Here is a 22,407-nt window from a genome sequence, read left to right as displayed (position 1 = left end):
ACACTACTTTAAATAAAAATGTAAACGTTCATTCTAACATTCTATCCAAAATTCTATGAAACATCACTTACTTTTATTTCGACCTTTAAACAAAACCACCAAGTGTAGGTTTGTTTACACGCTTTTTACGCTGCTTTTTGCAGTTTGTAGCTACGCTGCTGACATCACAATCACAGGAAAAGTAAGTGATTCTGAAAAAGGGGAAACATTGCCAGGTGTAAGTATTACCATAAAAGGTACTTCTCGTGGAGCTACTACTGATGCCAAAGGAGATTTTTCTATAAAAGTCCCTAATAAAAACTCGGTGTTGGTATTTAGTTTTTTAGGCTATGAAACACAAGAAATTGTAGTAGGAAATCAGACAAACATCATTGTAAGTATGGCTACCGACTCAAAATCACTTGAAGAGGTTGTTGTGGTAGGTTATGGCACTCAGAAAAAAGTTAATTTGACGGGTGCAGTTTCTACAATCGACTCGAAGGCCATCGAAAATCGTCCATCGAGTAATTTGGCCAATGCTTTGCAAGGTACAAGCCCTGGACTAATCGTCACTCGCTCAAATGGTCAACCAGGGAGCGAAGGTATTGGTATTCAGATTCGTGGTGCATCATCGGCTAATGGAAATATCGACCCTTTGGTTGTGCTTGATGGGGTAACTGTACCGGGAAACACTCTTCAAACAATGAATCCGAACGATGTAGAAAGCATTAGTGTACTAAAAGATGCCGCCGCTGCTTCTATTTATGGAGCTCAGGCAGCGGGTGGTGTAATTTTAATTACTACTAAAAAAGCGAAGGCGGGTAAAGTGAAATTTAATTATTTGGCTCAACAAGGTACTGATTGGTCGATCAATATTCCAAGCCGAATGACACTTTTGGAAGAAGCCGAATTTTCTAATTTAGCCAAGAAAAATTCAGGAGCTGGCCCCGAATATACTGAGTTAGACCTTCAAAGAATCAGAGATGGTGTGCCTTATGTGGTAAACCCTGCCGATACCACTACTTATTTGTTTTATAATCAAGAACCACTGACTGACCAAATCTTGAAAAAATACTCCTCGATGACAACTCAAAATTTGAGTATGTCGGGCGGAAATGATAAACTAAATTTCTTGTTATCAGGTGGTTATTATGGAAAAGACGGAATCTTCAAAGTTGGCCCCGATAATTACAAACGTTATAATGTTCGCCTCAACATGGGTGCTCAATTGAGTAAAATCTTCTCAATTGATACTCGTTTGTCATATACAAAAGACCAGCAAGATGCAGTTTCGGGTGGTTTGAATGGTCAGGGAGTTATTTATGAACTTTATCGTTTGCGTACTCGTACACCGTTTTTTACTCCTGATGGACAATATAATGGGGCTGGTTCGGCCGCAACGGCTTATGCTCGCCTTGAATCGGGTGGGTATAATATATTGAAAAGAGACTTTTTTGATGGAACTGCAACTTTGCGAGCAAATAATATCGTAAAAGGCCTAAGGCTTACTGCCGTTGCAGGTACACAGTACCGTCTTTCAGATAGGAAAAACTTTGCTCGAACAGTTCCACTTTGGGGACGAGGAAAAATACTAAGTTATGTGAATCAGGTTAATAGCTATAATATTTTTGAAGAATTAATTAATAATACCAACTTACAATTATTAGCAAATTATGATATTGCTATTGCTCAAAAGCATAATTTAGGTGTATTAGTAGGTTATAACTACGAAAACTTTAGACAGGAAAGTGTAAGTGCAGGAGCAACCAACTTGGTAAGTAATGATTTGCCGACGCTTAATTTGGGCGATGATAAAACAAAAACTAATAGCCAATTTATCGGAACAAATGCTTCGCAGTCGGTTTTTAGTCGATTCAATTATAATTATGATGGTAAATATCTCCTCGAAGCAACTATCCGACGTGATGACAACTCAAAACTTGCCCCGGGCTTACGAGTAAAATATTTCCCATCGGCTTCGGCGGGTTGGAATGTTCACCGTGAGGGCTTTATGAAAGATGTAAACTTTCTTTCTGAATTTAAACTTCGTGCTTCTTGGGGACGCTTAGGTGGTGCTTTAGGCGGAAGTATCCTTGGTAATTATGATTATCTCAGTCAGTTGAGTCGTGGTTCTGCCTTAGTTTTGGGAGATTCTCGTGCTTCTTATCTTTTTCAAGGCTCTATTCCATCACAATCGCTTTCATGGGAAACCATCGAAACAACCAACGTTGGTTTTGATATTGGCTTGCTAAAGAACAGGTTACAAATCAATGGTGACTATTACGTGAAATATAACCGTAATATGCTCACTCCACAAAACTTACCTGCGGTGATTGGTATTGGCACACCTCGAAAAAATAACGGTGAACTAAAATCATGGGGTTGGGAATTGGAAGCACGTTATAGAGGACAAATCGGTAAAGATTTTTCTTATACTGTTGCCGCCAACCTTTCGGATAACCAGAATGAGTTGATTAATTTTTCAGCAAGAAACATCGTTGGAGCCGGAACTAACGGCATCGTAGAGGGTTATCCACTGAATAGTATATTTGGTTATAAAACCGACGGTTATTTTTCAACAGCCGATGAAGTAAAAGCGTGGGCATTTCAAGATAACCGAACTGGTGCAGGCGATGTAAAATATTTAGACCTCAATGGCGATGGTAGAATCAATGTTGGAAAGGGAAATACATCTGACTTCGGTGACCTTGTGTATCTTGGCACAACTCAACCTCGCTATGTGTTTGGTACAACGCTTGGGTTTAACTTTAAAGGTTTTGATTTTACGGCATTTATTCAGGGAGTTGGTAAGCGTTCGTTCAGACCAGAAACTCAAACAATTGCTCCGCTTATCGTAACATGGAAGCAAGCACTGGGCATTCACCGAGATTATTGGACTCCTGAAAATCCTGATGCCTTATATCCACGTCCGTTTCAAGGAGGCGACCACAACTATCGTGTGTCTGACAAATGGCTTTTGAATGGCCGCTATGCACGTTTGAAAAATCTACAAGTGGGTTATACAATTCCTGAAAAAGTATCGAGTAGATTGAAAATTTCGAGAGCCAGAATCTTTTTCTCGGCACAAGATATTCTTACTTTCTCGAAGTTAGGACAATTTAAAGGGTATTTTGACCCAGAACAAAGAGACAATATCGAAAATGATTATCCATTTTTTGCTACTGCTTCGGCAGGTATTAACTTAAATTTTTAAGTTATAAAAGATATAAAAATCTGATAATCAACGATTAACCAATTAAAATATTTTTCTTATGAAATCTAAATTCAAATATATTCTTTCGACTTGTCTGCTATTTTTGGGCATGACCGCTTGCGAAGTTGACCGCCTTCCCGAAACATCAATCAGCGATGCCACCTTTTGGCGTTCGGAAACAGATTTGATCGCGGCAACAAATTATCTATATACATTTATTCCTGCATTTAATAATGAAGATGTCTGGTCTGACGATGCAATCGGATTGACTGCTAATAGCATTAGCGATGGTTCACGCCTTGCACCTGCCACGGATGGAAATTATAGTAATCCTTATATACTGATTCGAGCGGCCAACAATATCATCGAAAAGGCCCCTCGTGCTGCTGAAAATACCAGTGTGGCGGTTATTGATAGATACGTGGCAGAAGCCCGTTTTTTTAGAGCTTGGGGCTATTATAATCTGGTTCAGAGATATGGAAATGTGCCATTGATTCTCAAAATTTTGGACGATAATTCGCCAGAATTAACTGCCCCAGCCAGTCCGAGAGAAGAAATTATTTCACAAATTTACCAAGACCTTGATTTTGCTGCATCGAAATTGCCAACGATGGCGGCACTTGGAACTGCTAATTTTGGACGTATTTCAAACACAGGTGCATTGGCATTTAAGGCTCGTGTGGCACTTTTTGAAGGTACCCGCTCAAAATTTCATAATTATGGCGACTCAAAAACGCACCTGACATTGGCAGTAGCAGCAGCCAAAGCAGTGATTGATAGCAAACAACATAGCCTTTTTGCAAATTATTTTAATCTTTTTCAGTATGAAGGCGAAGGATTACAGAACAAAGAGAATATCATCGTCAAACAATACGGTGTTAGCCTAACTGACCGAGTTTTGGTGCATACTTACTATAGAGGAACCATTGAAAATGGTAATAAGAGTCCAACCAAAAGTTTGGTAGATTCATATTTAATGAGCGATGGGTTACCGACTTCAAAATCACCACTTTATAAAACACCAGTGAAAAGTACTGATGTATTTGTCAACCGTGATGACAGATTAAGTCAGACTGTGATGAAAGCTGGAGACCCTTATATTTTTACTAAAAAAGTGTTTGATATAGCCAATATAGTTTTCCAAAAGACAGGGTTCTGTTTCAGAAAATTCTCAAATATTGATGATTGGAATACGCAAGCATCTTCAATCGACCGCCCAGTGCTTCGATACGCCGAAGTATTATTAACGTATGCTGAAGCAAAATATGAGTTAAATGAAACAATCAGCGATGCTGACTTAGATTTATCTATTAATTTGCTGCGTACAAGAGGTAAAATTGCTAAATTGACTAATGCTTTTGTAACGACAAATGGCTTAAATTTGCGTGAAGAAATTCGTCGTGAACGACGCATAGAATTGGCTCAAGAAGGACATCGTTACTGGGATTTGATGCGTTGGAAAACTGCCGAAATTGAATTGCCAAAGCCAGTTTTAGGTAATTTCTTCTTTAAAACTGAATTTGGAGCTTCAACACCAGCTGTTGTAACCCCCGATGGTTTTATTTTAGTTACAGCCGCCAATTTCCGCAAATTCGACCCCGCAAAAGATTATTTATGGCCTTTGCCATTGAATGAGATTTCGTTGAATCCGAATCTCAAGCAAAATCCAAATTGGTAATTTTTTGAGTTAAATTGCCCTTTCTGAAGCATTTCAGAAAGGGCTTTTCTTTACTTTTAAAGTTTAGGTAAATAAAGTAGTACATTTCTGTAATTGATTCGCTATCAACCCTTTGCCAGTTCTAATCAATGAAAACTAAATTTATATTCTTCTTTCTTGCGTTGGGTTTCTTTACTAACGAAACTTGTGCACAGTTGAAGTACCTCAACGAAGCAACCCAAGTACCCGCTCACCCACGCATTTTGTTGTTGAAAGGTGAAGAAAATGCTATCAGTAGAAATATAGTAGCCGACCCAACTTGGGCAAGCTTGAATCAACTCATCATTGATGAAAGCAATAAAATTATTCCGTTACCAACGCTCGAACGCATTCAAATTGGTCGTCGATTGCTTGATAAATCGAGGGAGTGTCTGCGAAGAGTATTTTTTCTGTCATACTCGTACCGAATCACAAAAGACAAAAAATATTTAGAAAGAGCGGAAGCCGAACTCGTAAAAGTTTCACATTTCAGCGATTGGAATCCGAGTCATTTTTTAGATGTAGCTGAAATGACAATGGGCGTTTCGATTGGCTACGATTGGCTTTACGATGATTTATCTGTTACCTCAAAAGGCATCATTAAAGAAGCAATTCTAAAAAAAGGGATTGAGCCATCGCTTGATAAAAAGTATAATAGTTGGCTAAAAGCATCGCACAATTGGAATCAGGTTTGTAATGCAGGAATGACCTACGGAGCTATGGCGATTTATGAAGAAAACCCAACGCTTGCCCAACAAATAATCGACCGAGCCATTGAGTCAATCAAGCTACCGATGGAAGATTACAAACCCGAAGGAGCATATCCCGAAGGTTACAGTTATTGGGGCTACGGCACAAGTTTCAATGTGATGTTTTTAGATGCAATCCAGCGAGTTTTCAATACAGATTTTGGTTTATCAGCAACGGCAGGATTTTTGAAAACGGCTGGCTACATGCAAAATATGGTAGGTTCTTCGGGCAAAAACTTTAATTATTCAGATGCAGGAAATGGCAGCGGACTAAACCCCGCAATGTTTTGGTTTGCTAATAAAACCCAAAATTCAAGCTTGTTATTTACCGAAAAACAGTATTTGCAAGGCAAAGATAAATCAATGCACCGAGATAGGCTTTTGCCCGCTACCATGATTTGGGGCAAGGATATAAGTTTAGAAAAAGTAACCGAACCAAAAGAAATGATTTGGGTTGGGCAAGGCAAAAATCCTGTGGCTATGATGCGTACTTCGTGGTCGAAACCCGATGCCATTTATGTGGGTTTAAAGGCTGGTTCTCCTTCAGTCAATCACGGACACATGGATGTTGGTTCGTTTGTGATGGATGCCAACGGCGAACGCTGGTCGATGGATTTTGGCATGCAAGAATACGAATCGCTCGAATCAAAAGGCGTAAAACTTTGGGGAATGGCACAAAATTCGGAGCGTTGGCAGGTGTTTCGCTACAATAATTTAGCCCACAGCACACTCGCTTTCGATAATGAATTTCAGAAAGTTGAAGGGTATGCGAGTATCAATCAATCCTCTAAAAATCCTAATTTTTTGAGTGCGGTCAGCGATATTAGTGGGGTTTATAAAGGCAAAGCTACATCTGTCAATCGAGGTGTTGCCATTATCGACAAAAAATATGTTTTGGTAAAAGATGAAATAACAGCCGCTGAAAATGAGACGACCGTTCGTTGGGCAATGCTCACGCCCGCTGAGGTAAAAATCAGTAATGATGGAACGGCCGAACTCACGCAAAAAGGCAAAAAACTGCAACTGAAAGTGAGTAGCCCGAGTAATGTTACATTGAAAACATGGTCAACCCAAGGTTTGCATGATTATGATGCCCCGAATACGGGTACAACTTTGGTAGGTTTTGAAATTAAAATTCCGGCCAATAGTAGCATTTCTCTCGATGTTTTATTGATTCCCGAAGAAAACAAAGTAAATTCAAAGACAAAAATTCTTCCATTGAAAGACTGGAAATAATCAAAAATCTATTCACCCTAACCTTTTTTAACGATGACTTATTCAAGAAAAACTTTTTTGAAACACTTAGGAATAACAGCCTTGAGTGTTCCTGCATTGTCATTTCAGCAAAAGACTGCCTCGCCTAAACTTACAATAGGCTTGGCTTCTTATACGCTACGAAAATATTCGGTGAGCCAACTCATAGATATTTGTAAACGCCTTAATATCAAAGATATAGCACTAAAAAGTTTTCACCTTTCGCTTGATGCGAGTGATAGTGATATTCAAGCAACTATCTCAAAATTTAAAGAAGCAGGATTGAATATCTACGGTGGTGGAGTAATTTACATGAAAAATGAAGCCGAAGTACAAAATGCCTTTCGCTACGCTAAAGCGGCAGGTATGAAAATGATAATTGGTGTACCTAATCACGATTTACTTCCATTGGTTGAAAAATATGTGAAAGAAAACGACATCAAACTTGCCATTCATAATCATGGACCAGGAGATGAAGTGTATCCTACGCCCGCTACCGTCTATGATAAAATTGTGAATTTGGATAAACGAATCGGTCTTTGTATTGACATTGGTCACGTAGTTAGGTTGGGTATGAATCCGCTTGAGGCCATAAAAAAATATGGACATCGAATGTATGATATGCACTTAAAAGATGTTGATGGAACGGTTGCCAAAAGCGAATCTATTCAGATTGGGCGTGGTGTAATTGATATTCCCAAACTCATGAAAGCACTCAAAGATGTTAATTATCAAGGCGTTATGAGTATCGAATACGAAAAAGATGCCGAAAATGCCGAAGGTGGTTTGGCCGAATCGGTCGGCTATGTGCGTGGTATTTTGGATATGATTGACCGTTATTAACAACTCTTTATTCAACAATCAGATGAAAAAAATACTCTTCTTTTTAACATTGCTTTTTAGCACAATACTTTTTGCACAAGTAACCCAGCGGAACATTTTTGCCAAAAAATATACGCTCGATGAGGTAAAAAAAACGTTGATTCCGCTCAAAGAATATCACCCATATCCTAAAACTCCTGAAGAATGGCAAGCAGCTGTGCCTGACAGTGTTTTGCAAGAAATCGTAAAAAATGGCGAAAAACTAATTGACTTTAAGTATGAGGCAATTTCAGCAACTACTTCGCTTGACTACTTGCGTTCGGGCGACCGTGAGCGTCACGGCAAATTATCTTATGGCAAACGAAACGCACTCACGGATTTGATTTTGGCCGAAAGTGTCGAAAATAAAGGTCGATTCGTTGAAGCAATTATGAATGGAGTTTGGTCAATTTGCGAAGAAAGTTATTGGGGTGTTCCTGCCCACATCAGAGGTTTACCCGATGTAGAAAACCCTGTTGTAGATTTGTTTTCGGCCGAAACTGCTTCTGTTTTGGGCATGGCCGACTATTTTGTGGGCGATAAATTAGATAAAATCAGTAAGCTTCTACGCAAAAGAATTTACTACGAAACCAACAAACGTATTTTTGAGCCAATGCTCACAAAATCAGATAGTTACGGTTGGATGAGCAAAACAAAACCAGTTAATAACTGGAATCCATGGATTATGTCGAATTGGATTTCGGCTACTTTAATGCTTGAAAAAGACGAAAAACGTCGTGCCGAAATGATTTACGGAACAATGCTCGGAACTGACCTTTATCTAAACGGCTTGGGCGAAGATGGCGGTTGCGACGAAGGGCCAAGCTATTGGTTTGCCGCAGGTGCAAGCGTGTTTGATTGTCTTGAATTATTGGGCAATGCTACCAAAAATCAAATCAGTATTTATGATGAGCCACTTATCAAAAAAATGGCTTCGTATGTCTATAAAACGCATATTAACGGGCATTATTTCGTGAATTTTGCCGATGCCGACCCAAAACTTCGCCCTGATGGATTGATGCTGTATCGTTTCGGAAAAGCTTTGAATGATGAAAAAATGATTCAGATGGGACAATGGGCATTCAAAAACTTTACTTCTGCTTCGATGGGTGGAAGTTATCACCGTCCACGCCGAATAGAAAACTATCTGTCTATCAAGCAAGTACAAAAAGAATCGGCTCCTTATGTGCCAGTCAATGATGCTTGGTTTGGTGATATTCAGGTGCTTACGGCACGAGCCAGTAATGGATTTTTCATGGCAACTCATGGTGGACATAACGCCGAAAGTCACAACCACAACGACGTGGGTGATTTTATGTTATACGCTAATGGTGAACCTGTGATTATTGATGCAGGACGTGGAAATTACACGGCTCGTACTTTTTCAGCCCAACGCTACGAATTGTGGTTTACGCAGTCACAGTACCATAATTTGCCTATAATCAATGGTTTAGGACAAAAAGCAGGCCGAGAGTTTGAAGCAATTAATGTAAAAAGTACCATTTCGGAGAAAGAAGCTACACTCAATCTCGATATAGCAAATGCTTATGATAAAAATGCAGGAATTGTATCTTGGAATAGAACTGTGAAATTGAATAGAGTAAAAAATACCGTTGAACTAACCGATGATTATTCGTTGAGTCAAAAACCCACTTCGCTGAAACAAGTTTTTATGACAATATGCACGATTGATAACTCGGTAGCGGGCAAAATTACGCTCAAAACACCAAAAGGGCAATTCATAAATCTACAATATGACCCAAAAGTCTGGGAAGTTTCGACCGATTTACCTTCAACCGAAGGCATGGAATATGTAAGTTTCAAAACCAAGTGGGATAATCTGCCTGTTCAACGAATTATTTTGAACTGCAAAAATTTGGCACAAAAATCAAAAAATTCATTTACTTTGGGTCTTAATTAAATCAGAAACCCTCAATCCGAAATGAAATATCTTGTTGTACTTGTTCTAAGCATTTTTAGCTTAGAGAAAACCTTTGCCCAAACTATCCATTTATACAACGGCAAAGACCTTAATAATTGGTATAGCGATGTGCCTGCCACCGACAAAGACCCAAATCTCAGAAAATCGTTTATCATCAGAGACGGAAATTTGGTGAGTATGGGAACTCCCGAAGGCCATCTATTGACCAAAGATAAGTACGAAAACTATCGTCTTGAATTAGAATATCGTTTTGCAGGAAAACCGGGTAATTGTGGTGTTTTGGTACATGCTTCAACGCCTCGCTCATTGTATGGAATGTTTCCGAAATCTATCGAAGTACAAATGATGCACGAAAATGCAGGAGATTTTTGGTGTATCGTAGAAGATATTAAGGTAGAAAACATGGAAGCACGACGTGGACCAAAAGAAAGTTGGGGAATAACCGAAGGTAAAGAGCGAAGAGTTAAAAATCTGACCGATAACTCAGAAAAACCACTCGGTGAATGGAATAAAATGACAATCGAATGCCGAGGCGATAAAATTAAAGTTTGGGTAAATGGCGATATGGTCAATGATGGTTTTGGTGCAACTGCCCAAAAGGGACAAATCGCTCTCCAAGCCGAAGGTGCAGAAGTAGAGTTCAGAAAAGTAGATTTAACGCCGCTAAAGTAGTTATTTGTGATTGGCAAACTGGTTATTTGTTACTTGTTATTAGTCAATTTTATATACCAGTTTTCCAATCACAAGGCAATAAATTTTACTAAATCACCCGCTTTTAGGAGAGTGATTTCAGTGGCATTAGGTGTATAAAGTTGTAATTCCGTTCGGCCGATTAGTTGCCAGCCTCCAGGGCTTTCTGAAGGATAAATTCCTGTTTGATTTCCCGCAATACCCACACTTCCCGCAGGAACTTTCGTGCGTGGCGTTGCTCTACGAGGAGTAGCAATTCGAGCATCCAAACCACCCATATACGCAAAACCTGGTAAAAATCCCATCATATATACTCTGTATGTTGGGGCTGTATGTAATTCAACTACGTGTGCTTCGCTAATCTGATGATAATCAGCTACATAGCTTAAATCCTCTCCCTCATAAATTACAGGTATTTCAATTGTTCTTGCTACATAACTTTCGGTTTTACCGATATTTTCATAACTTTTAATCAAGAAATCTTTCACAAAAGCATAAGCCGATTTGAACGAAATATAGTTTTTTCTGACTAGAAAAACATCATAAAAGATAGTCAAAGAAGCATAAGCAGGCATTGCTTCTTTCATGCCAATAAAAGCATTTTTGGAGCAATATTGATATAATTGCATAACTGTATCATTGATTTTTTCATCAATGACATTGCCAAAATCAATCGTTATGGCCGAATCGCTTAGTGAGAAAATTTTGTAATTAAGCATGATAATAATGTTTGTAGAACAATTTCTAAATTGTTCTACTGGTACTACACAACTTGGCAATCGGACTGCCGAGGCAGTTGTGCTACTTTAGCCACGAATTTTCAATTAGTCCATTTCTGTAATATTGAATGTAGGCTTTCAGTTGTTTTGTCTCAAAATTATTTATTGACTTATCAGATTTTAAATCAAAACCTTTGGCTTTGCCATCAAGGCTCATTTCTACATATTTATTTTCTGATATTAATCTAAAAACCCCCGAATTTAATTGAAACGCTAAACCTTTATTTCGAGCAAAAATAGATTCACCGAAAGGTAAAACTTGTGTTTGTTCAATATTCAAAAAATCTAAAACAGTTGGTAAAATATCAGTATGCTGGCAAATTTTTAAGGAATCAGCCTTGTTTTTTAAATATGTAAGTGTTTGATTATTAGGGTGATATAAGATTAATGGTACGCTATAAGCTCCCGTTGGCGTTGCGTATTTTTTTTCGGTATTAAACTGCGTATGGTCAGCAGTAATCACAAAAAGTGTATTCTGAAACCACGTCTGTTTAGCCGCAGTTTCAAAGAAATGCTTCAAAGCTAAATCCGTATATCCCAAACTTTCGTGAATTTCGGCTGTTCCTTTTGGGAATTTTCCTCTGTACTGAGCAGGAATCGGGTAGGGGTGGTGCGAACTCAATGTAAAAATACAGCCTACAAATGGTTTCTTTTCTTTTGTGAGTTCGGAAGCAAAATACTGAAAATAAGGCTCATCAAAAATTCCCCAGTTTTTATCAAAATCTGTTTCCATTTTCTCTTTAGGGTATTGATTTAGACCGTAATATTTATCAAAGCCAGCAAGTTGCGAAAAGCCCTCAAAGCCCATTGAGCCATTTCTTGCACCGTGAAAGAATGACGAAACGTAACCGTGTTTTTTTACGATATTTCCCAATCCTGCAAATTTATTCGATTGATAACTTGAGGTAATAAACGGTTCTTCAATCAATTGCGGAATGGCAGCCGTAATAGCAGGCATGGCAATGATTGATTCTCGGCCGTTAGCAAAACAATTTTCCATGAAAAGACTGTTTTTGGCCAAAGAATCCAAGAATGGTGTATAACCTTTGTAAGGATTTTTATAGCCCATATATTCTTTGCCAAAACTTTCGAGAATAATAATCACAACGTTTTGGGGTGTAGCACTTGCCGAAAAATGCGAACTTCTATCTCGCTTAATCAGTTTCTCAACTGTCTGATTATCAGTAAAAAAAATAACTTTTTCTGTGCCTTTGGCATCAATCGTAGTTAGAAATGTAAAGGTTGTGTTGAGAGTTAGATTTCCCAGATGATTATCATGCTGCTCAAATGCCTGATTGATTCTGAGTGGTTTTTCTTGAAATCCACCTCGGAAAAATAAGATTGTAAAACCGATTCCAAGTAACCAAATGATGGATTTTAAGATTATTTGACGATAATTATTTCGCAAAGAAGTTTTAGCAAGGTTGAGACTATTGGGCGTAAATTTAACAAAAAGAAAACTTACAAAAATCCATAGAAAGACCAAATACCAATAAGAACCAATTAGGCTAAATGATTGAGCAAAAACATCACCTATGATGCCAAAAACTTCAAAAATTGTTCGTCGGCCGATGAATTTATAATATTCAAAATCGGCAATATTTGTCCAAAAGAAAACGATGTTTGGAATCCAGTAAAGATATTTCAAAAAGCTTTGATAACTTTGTTTTTCAGTAAATCTAAACGGCAATAAAGATGCGATTGTAAAGAGAATATTACTGATAAAAATAGCCGACAAATCGAATTTTACACCATACAAAAAAGCATAGCTAATTTGTTGAGCATCAGCAAATTGAAAAGACTTGATATTGAAAACAAGAAACAAAAATCTGAGTAGAAAATAAAAGATAAGCAACCATGCAATACGCTTCAACCACACAAGTAAATACATAAGAAAAGCCCCAGTTTGGGTTAATTTTTTGTTAAATTTGGTGCAAAATTAATAAAAATAAGGTCTGACAGTACTTCTGACCTAACAATCTTTCACTGTAGTAAAAAGATGGATTTAATAACATTCAAAAATACTCTCAAAGAAAATCAAGTTCCGAAAAACCTGCCAATTTTAGTGCAAGCACTTTGGCATGATGCCAAAGGCGATTGGGAAGCTGCCCATAATATTGCCCAAACTAAGGAAGGAACGCTCGCTTATGACCAAATTCACGCCTACTTACACCGCAAAGAGGGTGACAAATTTAATGCGAATTATTGGTATCGCAGGTGTGGAGAATCAATGCCAAAAATTTCACTTGAAGAAGAGTGGGAAATACTTGTGAAACGATTTCTATGAGGTCTGAAGGTACATCTGACCTAACTATCAAACGAAATAAAGTTACGTTCCACGAATAAAGTATTAAATTGCATAAAATTAAAGAATTGGTAGTCATTTGAAGTTTATCAGATGATGTTTAGCAGAAATATATGAATTATTTATCGGCCGAAAATATCGGAAAAAATTTAGGAGAGCGTTGGTTGTTTAAGAATCTTACATTTGGGATTTTACAAGGCGAAAAAGTGGCATTGATTGGCTCGAATGGTTCAGGAAAATCGTCGATGCTCAATATGATTATCGGAAAATCGGATGTAGATGGTGGCGAAATTAGCATCAGAAAAGACATCAGAGTTGGATATTTAGACCAAGAACCAGATTTTCAGGCGGGTAAAACTGTGATGGAAACAATTTTTGCTATTGAAAATTCTAATACAAAAGCGGTTAAAGAATATGAAGATGCCTTGCTTTCGGGTGATGATAATCGAATTGCGAGAGCCATTGAGCAGGTTGATAATCTAAAGGCTTGGGATTACGAAACCAAAGTTAAACAGATTCTGGGGAAACTGGGAATTGAGTATTTTGATAAACTCGTGGGAAATCTTTCAGGAGGACAAAAAAAACGTGTAGCTCTTGCCCGTGTTTTAATCGAAGAACCTGATTTCTTGATTCTTGATGAGCCTACTAACCACCTTGACCTTGACACTATCGAGTGGCTCGAAGGCTATCTTTCTTCCTCAAATATTACCTTGCTTTTGGTTACTCACGACCGCTATTTTTTAGATAAAGTATGTAATAGGATTTTGGAACTGTCTAATAGTAAGGTTTTTAAGTATGCAGGAAGTTACGCTTATTATTTGGAGAAAAAAGAAGAACAAGAAGCCGTTGATGCAGCAACGCAGAAAAATTACCGAAATTTATTGCGTAAAGAGTTGGAATGGATGCGTAAGCAACCGAAGGCTCGTGGAACAAAATCGCAGAGTAGAATTGATGCGTTTTATGAATTAAAAGAAAAGACTGTCAGAAAAGGCCCCGACGAAAAGCTTGAATTGAGCATGAAAATGGAGCGTATGGGCAGTAAAATCATGGAGATTCAGCATATCAGTAAGTCGTTTGATAATAAAAAACTGATTTCAGAATTTAGCTATACTTTTAAGCGTGGCGACCGAATCGGGATTGTGGGTAAAAACGGCATGGGTAAGAGTACAATGCTCGAAATTCTGACCGAACAACTAAAACCCGACATGGGGCGTGTCGTAAAAGGCGATACCATCAAGATTGGGTATTATTCGCAAGCGGGTCTTGATTTTGATGAAGGCCAACGAGTAATAGAAGTAGTGCGTGAAATTGCGGAGTACGTAAAAATGGCAGATGGTTCTGAACTTTCAATTTCAAACTTCTTGACGCTCTTTTTATTCCCACCAGCTATGCAATACAGTTATGTAAGCAAGTTGAGTGGAGGCGAAAAACGTCGTTTGCAATTGCTTAAAATTTTGGTTCAAAATCCAAACTTCTTAATTCTTGATGAGCCAACCAACGATTTAGACATTGCCACACTCAATGTTTTAGAAGATTTCTTGTTGAATTTTGGCGGTTGTTTGTTAGTTGTATCGCACGACCGTTATTTCATGGATAAATTGGTTGACCACCTCTTTGTATTTGAAGGCGATGGATATATCAGAGATTATCCAGGGAACTACACGGATTATCGCTCATGGAAAGAAGATAAAGAAGAGCAAGAATTAGCCGAAAAAGAGAAACAAGCTCATTTAAAATCTGCCAATTCAACGCCTGTAGTGGCTGTTCAACCGAGTGAGCCCAAACGTAAGATGAGCTTTAAAGAGCAGAAAGAATATGAAAGTTTAGGTACAGAAATTGAAAGCTTAGAGAAGAAAAAAGCTACTTTAGTCGAAAAAATGAATGCAGGCGAAGGTTCGCATGATGAATTGGCTGCTTGGGCAAAAGAATTTGAAGAAGTTTCAAATCTAATCGAAGAAAAAGAATTTCGCTGGTTAGAATTGGCAGAACTGGCTTGATATTGGTTGATTAGTTTTTCAAGGAATAGTTCTCTTATAATTACTTTTAGAATACAATTCTTAATTTTTAATTCTCAATTTTTAATTTTCTAAACCCAAGCCAATGAATTATTTTAGAATAACAACTGTTTTTTTATTATTGATAAGCACCGTAAGTTTTGCACAAAGCCAATCTGCTATCGAGATTCAAGGCTATAATCATGTAGGACTTTACGTGAAAGACCTCAGAGAAAGTGCAAAGTTTTACCGTGAGATTATTGGTTTAAAGCCAGTTGACGTGCCAGATAATTTAGTGGCTATCAGACGTTGGTTTCAGATTGCACCAAATCAGCAGTTACATTTATTGCTTGGTCGAAACGAGCCAGTGACTAATAATGATAAAAATGGCGGGCATTTTTCGCTAACAATTCCGAAAAACTCTGCTGATAAAATCGAAGCATTTTTGAAAGAAAAGGGCTTAGCTTATGTTCGTCAGAAACGTTTCGATGGGGCTTTTCAAATTTATGTGACTGACCCCGATGGTTATGTAATTGAGTTGAATGAGCCGAAAGTTGAGTAATTGAAAATTTTACTTCCAACAACAAAACCGATTGTTTGAGAGACAATCTTTAGAACAGAATATTCAATGGAACAGATTAGCGAATGGTTTAAATATTTGATGGACTCCAAAGAGTTGATTCAGACTGGTGGATTGATAACAATTACATTGATTATATTTATTGAAAATGGTATAATCTTCGGATTCTTCCTCCCTGGCGATTATCTTCTTTTTCTTTCAGGAGTTTTTTGCGGTACAAAAACGCTTGATGTTCCTATTTCGTTATTGATGGTATGTATTTTTTCAGCTGCTGTTTTGGGGTCGCTTATAGGCTATATTACTGGTCGATTTTTTGGAAATAATATTCAAACCCGACCCGATTCGCTTCTTTTTAAGAAAGAGTATATTATCAATACCCACAAATATTTTGAGAAATACGGTAGCCAAACTTTGATAATTGCCCGTTTTTTGCCTGTTGTTCGTACTTTTTCGCCAGTTTTAGCGGGAATTGTAAAAATGAATTTTTACAAATTTATGCTTTATAACGTGTTAGGCGGATTGATTTGGACGGTTGTTTTAGTAGGCGGAGGCTTCTATTTTGGCGAAAAATTCCCTTGGATAGTCGATTACGTTCAATACATTATTTTCTTCTTCTTAGGAATCACAACTTTCACAGTCATTAAAGGTTATCTTAATGCAAAGAAAGAATTGAAAGATATGTGAAGTTTCTAAGGAAGGCTTCGGACTGGGCGTCCTCCTCAAAGCGAAGCCTTCCTTCTTTTACCCTAATTATTGTCTTTAAACCAACCTGCGTACATCACATAATTGTTGGCAGTTCGCATAAAAACTTCTCCGAGTTCGGGTGTTACGGCTTTCAAAAACTTCGCTGGATTTCCTGCATAAATACTGCCTGCTGGTACAACCGTATTTTGTGTTACAATTGCTCCTGCGGCGATAATTGAGTTTTTACCGATAACTGCTCCATCCATAATTATTGCTCCCATTCCTACCAAAACCTCATCTTCAATTGTGCAGCCATGCACCACTGCATTGTGGGCGATACTCACATTATTACCAATAATAGTTTTTGATTTTTGGTAAGTACAATGAATCACTGCACCATCTTGAATATTTACACGGTCGCCCATGATGATTGAATTTACATCGCCACGTATAACTGCATTAAACCAAACTGTGCAATCTTTTCCCATCGTTACATCACCAACGATGGTAGCATTTGGAGCAAACCAACAATTTTCGCCATTCAGAGGCATTTTTCCTAAAACTGGTAAAATAAGAGCCATATTAAATTATTTTCTGTTGCTTATAAAAGTAAATGAGAGATTCTTTAAGTTCTATGAACGTAAAGGTAAAAAAATGATTTTTAATACTTGTACTTTGATTGATTTCTATAAGTACAATTTTTACCAAAGACAGGTGAATGGTCAGGTTAAAAGCTGATTTTTAGCATTATTTAGGGAATAAAGAATCAGTTATAAGATTAGTTTTCATCATAGAAACTTACGAGTTTGAAGAAGAATTTTACCAAAAAATAAAACCTCACCAAATCTCGAAATTCAAATGAAAAAGATACTTGTTCCTACCGATTTTAGCCCGATTGCTAATAAAGCTCTTGATGTAGCCGTAAATATTGCACGTTATAACGGAGCAACAATTGAGTTACTCAATGTCACGGTTTATCCCGTACAAGATATTAATACCTATTATTCGTTATATGGAGCATCGGGTGTGTCGATTGATGATGCTTGGAAGAATGTTTTAACCGAAGCCAAAACTGAACTCGATGAGCTTATTGCCAAATATGAAGATGTAAGAATTAATGCTTTAGTTGATGAAAGCAGTGATAGATTTATAGATTCGGTCTTGAATCATAAAGCCGATTTGATTGTCATGGGTTCTAATGGGGCAGAAGGGTTTAAAGAGTTTTTTGGTGGCTCGAACAGTGAAGAAATCGTAAGAATGGCTTCTTGCCCAGTTTTGGTTGTGAAAGGCCACAAAGAAACATTTGAGCCTAAGAAAGTTGTCTTTACGGTTGATTTCACCCATGAACAATTTCTTAGAAAAGCGATGTATCACTTGCCCTTTAAAGATGCTGAATTACATTTCTTATATGTCGATACAGCTCTAAAAGTGGTGAATTATGCCGAAATTAAAGAGAAATTGCAAGAAATGGCGGATAGACTAAAATTATCAAATTGTAAGTTTGTGATTCGAGAAGCTACAACTGTTGATGCAGGAATTTTAGACTATGTGGAAGAAATCGATGCCGATTTGGTGGTTATGTACACGCACGGTCGCACAGGAATCAGCCATTTCTTTAGGGGAAGTATTGCTGAAGATGTTGTAAATCACGCCAGTGTACCAGTATTTACTTTTGTTGAAAACTAAGTAAAAAAGGAAGACTTCACTTTAAGTGAAGTCTTCCTTTAAAATATTTCATCATTTATCCACCAAAAACTCTTGACGCAGTTTTTTCTCTCCTAACTCAAGTTCTACAAAATACGTACCTTTGGCGAGTTTATTAGTTGGCAAATACTTGGTTTGTGTACCCAAACTTTCAGAATAATGGTCGATTAATGTTACAATCAATTGGTCTTTTGAGTCTTTCAATAATAATTTTACATAACTCGGTTGATTAATTCTAAAGATAATTTCTTTCAACTTAGAAGTTTCTGTGTCTTTGGTTGAAAACTCCGAACTATCAGTTGGAGCGGTTGTTCTTTGATTCGCCACAAATGCTGCTTGGATACAGTTTGCAATGTTTGCTTTGAAAACTGCACTACTATTTACCTCAAAACCTGGCAATAGTACAATACTATTTCCTGCTGTAAACGAAATATCTTTGGTTGTTGGTACTAAACTTTGAGCTTCAATGCGTTTTTTTGCTTTAAATGCACCATCGGCAAGTGTCTCTTTAATAAGTTTAAGTGTATCTGCTTCGCAGTTGATATTTATGCCTTTACAATTGCAGTTATTATCAAATTTATCATAAGAAGTCAGTGGATCGTTATCATTGCAAGGAGTACCACTTGGATTACATAAAATAGCATCAAAAGTTATTTTACTAAGCCCAGAACAACCAGCTCCCCAGTTATTAATAGCTGAAATAAGAATATATCGAGCTTTTATATTATTAAAATTGGGCCCTAAAAAACCTGAATAATCAGGTAAACCTTGGGCTTGGGGCCAAGAATATGTATTTCCTAAAGCTTGCCAAGTAGTTCCATCAACTGAATAATCAATGGCTACTGTCTTAAATCCTTTATCGGTTTCGTTTGCCACATTATAATTCCACACTCTCGAACTTGAAAACTTATATCGGTCTGTAAAATCATACATTATCCAGTGTGCATTGCTTGCCCTTGCAGGATTTGGATTCGGATTTTGAGTATTCGTACACGAAACCCACGAACCTTCTTTTAGTGTAGTCAAATTATCTGTAGGTTTACAATCGTCATAATTTTGGTATCGGGCAGCCGAATCATCGCAATCTGGGCCAGAGCATGGTGTGCCTACGCAATTACATTGGGCATCAATTTTATCATTATTCGTAAACGGGTTATCATCGTTGCAAGGTGTATTTTGAGCTATGCACGAAATCTCACATTTATAATCGTATATATAGAAATTTGGCACACGCTTCCATTGACGGATTTCGTGGAAAGGTGTTTTCCAATAAAGATTAAAATGATCTCGCCAGCTACTTTCTTTATGTCGGAATTCAAAATAATAGTATTTTCCTTTTTCCATGAAAAGTGGTCCGATATTCTGAAAAACTGAGTTTTTATGTTCAGTTTCATCAATTCCGTACAAAACTAAAGCTTGGTGCGATTGTTTATTTTCAATTTTATCATCTGAACTCAGAAAGAAAAAAGTCTGATTATCGCCAGTGATGTTAAACTCATAATTACCTGAAACAGGTACAGTTAAGAAGCCTTGAACGAGTGTACCATAGTTATCTTTTGTATAAGGAACTAACGGTCCATAAGCACCTTTAAGCTTTTCTCTTCGGTCGGGGGTTAAAGGAAATTTAGGGGCATTAATGAGGTCATTTTCTACATAATTGCCAGTAATATTATCGTAATAGTATGCTTCAACCAGTCCTTTTTCACCTACACAAGTATTTGGTGCAGGGGAAGTTCCTACACAATTACAGAAGCCATCTTGTTGGTCGTTGGTTGTTGTAGCATTGCCATCATCACAGGCCGTTCCTCTTGCTGGGCAGGCTTGTCCGCAAGTATATTCATAAATATAATTAAAGTCGATAATTGACCAAACTACTGTTGTTGCCGAAGCTTTTCTCCATTGTAAACTCACAAAATCGTCACCATTAGCTTCAAAGTTATATAACTCAAAATAATAATATTGGCCGCCTATAAGCTGAATATTCTGAGAAGTTTGCCCTGGTTCTTTGTTATATTCTGTTTCGTCTGAATAAGTCGTAATTTCTGCTCTCTTTAATTTATTTGCTGGTGAATCGTTGGTACTCAAGAAAAAAATTGATTTATCATCACCAGTAATATTGAAAATATAAGTATCTGTTGTTGGAACTTTGATAAAGCCTCTTATTATTGATGCAAAGTAATCGTTATAATTAGTAGGTGTCTTGGTAAGCCCTAACATTTGAGAGCCATCTGGGCGACTTGGAAAATTTTCCAAGGCAAATAAGTCACTGCTATCTGGCGATGATGTAAACCCCGTCCAGTAGCTCCACTTTACTTGTCCAGCAGCACCTACGCAATTTTGAGCAAAAGAGCTTTTATTGATGATAAAAAATACCACCAAACAGTATATATATATGGAAAATCTTTTCACGGATGAAAAATGTTTTTGTGAAAACTATACTAAAGTGGAAATCAATAAGACAGACACCCTTCGGGTTTATCTTCGTTTGAGATAGTTGTACCATTAAAATTCATAAAGCCCACAGGATAAGTGTTTGGACTGTAGGAATAAAAATTTCTCAAATTAGGTAGTGCATAGCATAAGTCATACGGGCTTACACCGTACCAAAGTGCCAATTCGGCATACATTTCATCGGTAGAAATCGAAGGAATGAAATTTCCTCTGAACGAAATGTTCTGTGTGTTGCTTGAGCTTACATCCATTCTTGGAAATCTACCGAAGATTCTTCCTCCATTTACTGCTCCACCCATAACCATCGTATTTCCACCCCAAGCGTGGTCAGAGCCAAGACCATTAGAAGTAATTGTTCGGGCAAAATCTGAAATTGTGAAAGTCGTTACGTTTTCAGCGATTCCAAGCTCGGCAGTAGCATCATAAAAGGATTTCAAGGCATTACTGATATTAGGAAGTCTTTGGGTTAAACCATTCACGAGATTATCGTGCATATCCCAACCACCATAATTTACAAAGAAAATCTGCCTTTTGGCCCCTAAATCATTTCTTACACTCATTACTTTAGCCACTGCTTGAAGATCTTTTTCTATGCTACTCGTTCCGAAAGTTGTGGTCATACTCGGTACTTTTATCAGAGCATTCTTAAAAACTTCAAATGAGTCAATTGAGCTCTTGGCTGTTGAACTATATGTTTTATGCAGCAGATTTGCATAAGTTTTTGAAACCAAACTATCAATAGCATTATTACGGAGGTCGGTCATGATTCCTGAGTTACTCCACCATGAAGGAAGTGCCGTAATACCAACATTATTAGCGTCGATATTATTACTGATCGAATACTCTGCTACGGTTTTTCCTCGTTGAAAATTATTTTTTCCGCCCAAAGAAATATTCATCGAAATATCTTCCATGCTGTTTGAAGCATGAAGTAAATCGGCAAGGCGACCACCAAAACCAAGTGCATCTCGACTTTGTGGAACGGATGTTTGCCATTGCATGATTTGGTCTGAGTGCGAATAAATACCCAGTGGAAGTTTCTTTAACCCACTTTGATATTCGGCTTTGGTCATAACTGGCTCTATCAAAGTGCCAATATTTGCCATGAAAGATAGTTTTCCGTTATTGAAAAGATTCTGAACACCAGTCATGCTTGGATGTACACCATACGAACCATAATTGCATGGTTGTCCTCTGAAACCACTACATCGTGGGTTATTGAGTGGCAGTAAAGAAGTATTTGTCTGAATAGCAATATCAGACCGCACATTTTTATAATCATTGAAACCATTATCACCACCAGCGTTTGTTCCTAAGGGAATCAACATATTAAAGGAATCTATTCCGCCCGAATATAGCACACAAACAAGTGCTTTATAGTCATCGGTAGCAGATGTACGTAACTTAGAAGCACTACCACTCATTGCACCATTCACCGCTCCGAGGCTCGTTAAGGTACTCAAAAGGGTGGTCGAACCCATCGCACCACAACCTACTTGTCTGATAAAATCTCTTCTATTCATGG

At 37.6% G+C, this 22,407-nt stretch carries 16 protein-coding genes; 11 read left to right on the top strand and 5 right to left on the bottom strand.

The features are described from left to right. Positions 1 to 55: 55 nt before the first annotated feature. From ABR854_RS22300 to ABR854_RS22275, 6 genes are all read left to right on the top strand, one after another. Positions 56 to 3,193: a SusC/RagA family TonB-linked outer membrane protein gene (locus tag ABR854_RS22300; RefSeq protein ID WP_350268068.1), complete on the top strand. Its 3,138-nt coding sequence runs from the start codon at positions 56 to 58 to the stop codon at positions 3,191 to 3,193. A 58-nt stretch (positions 3,194 to 3,251) separates the two neighbouring features. After that, on the top strand, positions 3,252 to 4,871 hold the full coding sequence (locus tag ABR854_RS22295) for a RagB/SusD family nutrient uptake outer membrane protein (protein ID WP_350268067.1): 1,620 nt from the start codon (positions 3,252 to 3,254) through the stop codon (positions 4,869 to 4,871). A 128-nt stretch (positions 4,872 to 4,999) separates the two neighbouring features. After that, positions 5,000 to 6,874 (top strand): heparinase II/III domain-containing protein, encoded by a 1,875-nt coding sequence (locus tag ABR854_RS22290; protein WP_350268066.1) that lies wholly within the window; start codon positions 5,000 to 5,002, stop codon positions 6,872 to 6,874. A gap of 33 nt (positions 6,875 to 6,907) precedes the next feature. Beyond that, entirely contained in the window at positions 6,908 to 7,735 is an 828-nt protein-coding gene (locus ABR854_RS22285; protein WP_350268065.1) for a sugar phosphate isomerase/epimerase family protein, read from the top strand. A 22-nt stretch (positions 7,736 to 7,757) separates the two neighbouring features. Then, entirely contained in the window at positions 7,758 to 9,674 is a 1,917-nt protein-coding gene (locus tag ABR854_RS22280; protein WP_350268064.1) for a heparinase II/III domain-containing protein, read from the top strand. 21 nt (positions 9,675 to 9,695) lie between these two features. Next, positions 9,696 to 10,367 carry a 3-keto-disaccharide hydrolase gene (locus ABR854_RS22275; protein WP_350268063.1) on the top strand — a complete coding sequence of 224 codons (672 nt, stop codon included), beginning with the start codon at positions 9,696 to 9,698 and terminating at the stop codon, positions 10,365 to 10,367. A gap of 68 nt (positions 10,368 to 10,435) precedes the next feature. Here ABR854_RS22275 and pxpB read toward each other — a convergent pair whose 3' ends face one another. Together pxpB and ABR854_RS22265 are read right to left on the bottom strand one after the other, a co-directional pair. Continuing rightward, complete coding sequence (pxpB, locus tag ABR854_RS22270) at positions 10,436 to 11,104, bottom strand: 5-oxoprolinase subunit PxpB (RefSeq protein ID WP_350268062.1); 669 nt, start codon at positions 11,102 to 11,104, stop codon at positions 10,436 to 10,438. A gap of 82 nt (positions 11,105 to 11,186) precedes the next feature. Continuing rightward, entirely contained in the window at positions 11,187 to 13,055 is a 1,869-nt protein-coding gene (locus ABR854_RS22265) for an LTA synthase family protein (RefSeq protein WP_350268061.1), read from the bottom strand. Between the two features lie 108 nt (positions 13,056 to 13,163). On the opposite strand from ABR854_RS22265, the gene ABR854_RS22260 reads away from it, so the two are divergent. From ABR854_RS22260 to ABR854_RS22245, 4 genes are all read left to right on the top strand, one after another. Continuing rightward, entirely contained in the window at positions 13,164 to 13,451 is a 288-nt protein-coding gene (locus ABR854_RS22260) for a hypothetical protein (RefSeq protein ID WP_350268060.1), read from the top strand. A 131-nt stretch (positions 13,452 to 13,582) separates the two neighbouring features. Then, positions 13,583 to 15,466, top strand: coding sequence for an ABC transporter ATP-binding protein (locus ABR854_RS22255; protein WP_350268058.1), 1,884 nt, complete (start codon positions 13,583 to 13,585; stop codon positions 15,464 to 15,466). A gap of 103 nt (positions 15,467 to 15,569) precedes the next feature. Then, positions 15,570 to 16,025: a VOC family protein gene (locus ABR854_RS22250; protein ID WP_350268057.1), complete on the top strand. Its 456-nt coding sequence runs from the start codon at positions 15,570 to 15,572 to the stop codon at positions 16,023 to 16,025. Between the two features lie 66 nt (positions 16,026 to 16,091). After that, positions 16,092 to 16,727 carry a DedA family protein gene (locus ABR854_RS22245; protein ID WP_350268056.1) on the top strand — a complete coding sequence of 212 codons (636 nt, stop codon included), beginning with the start codon at positions 16,092 to 16,094 and terminating at the stop codon, positions 16,725 to 16,727. 62 nt (positions 16,728 to 16,789) lie between these two features. Here ABR854_RS22245 and ABR854_RS22240 read toward each other — a convergent pair whose 3' ends face one another. Further along, complete coding sequence (locus tag ABR854_RS22240) at positions 16,790 to 17,308, bottom strand: gamma carbonic anhydrase family protein (protein WP_350268054.1); 519 nt, start codon at positions 17,306 to 17,308, stop codon at positions 16,790 to 16,792. Positions 17,309 to 17,585: 277 nt separating this feature from the next. Here ABR854_RS22240 and ABR854_RS22235 point away from each other — a divergent pair, with 277 nt between their 5' ends. Continuing rightward, a complete protein-coding gene (locus ABR854_RS22235) occupies positions 17,586 to 18,413 on the top strand; it encodes a universal stress protein (RefSeq protein ID WP_350268053.1) in 828 nt (275 codons plus the stop codon). Positions 18,414 to 18,464: 51 nt separating this feature from the next. Here the strand turns inward: ABR854_RS22235 and ABR854_RS22230 are convergent, their stop codons facing one another. Together ABR854_RS22230 and ABR854_RS22225 are read right to left on the bottom strand one after the other, a co-directional pair. Further along, positions 18,465 to 20,840 carry a PA14 domain-containing protein gene (locus ABR854_RS22230; protein WP_350268052.1) on the bottom strand — a complete coding sequence of 792 codons (2,376 nt, stop codon included), beginning with the start codon at positions 20,838 to 20,840 and terminating at the stop codon, positions 18,465 to 18,467. Between the two features lie 41 nt (positions 20,841 to 20,881). Further along, positions 20,882 to 22,405: a DUF1501 domain-containing protein gene (locus ABR854_RS22225; protein ID WP_350268051.1), complete on the bottom strand. Its 1,524-nt coding sequence runs from the start codon at positions 22,403 to 22,405 to the stop codon at positions 20,882 to 20,884. Positions 22,406 to 22,407: the final 2 nt, after the last annotated feature.

The sequence above is a fragment of the Emticicia sp. W12TSBA100-4 genome (assembly GCF_040253585.1).
Classification (GTDB): Bacteria; Bacteroidota; Bacteroidia; order Cytophagales; family Spirosomataceae; genus Emticicia.
This window is presented reverse-complemented; position numbering and strand designations above follow the sequence as displayed.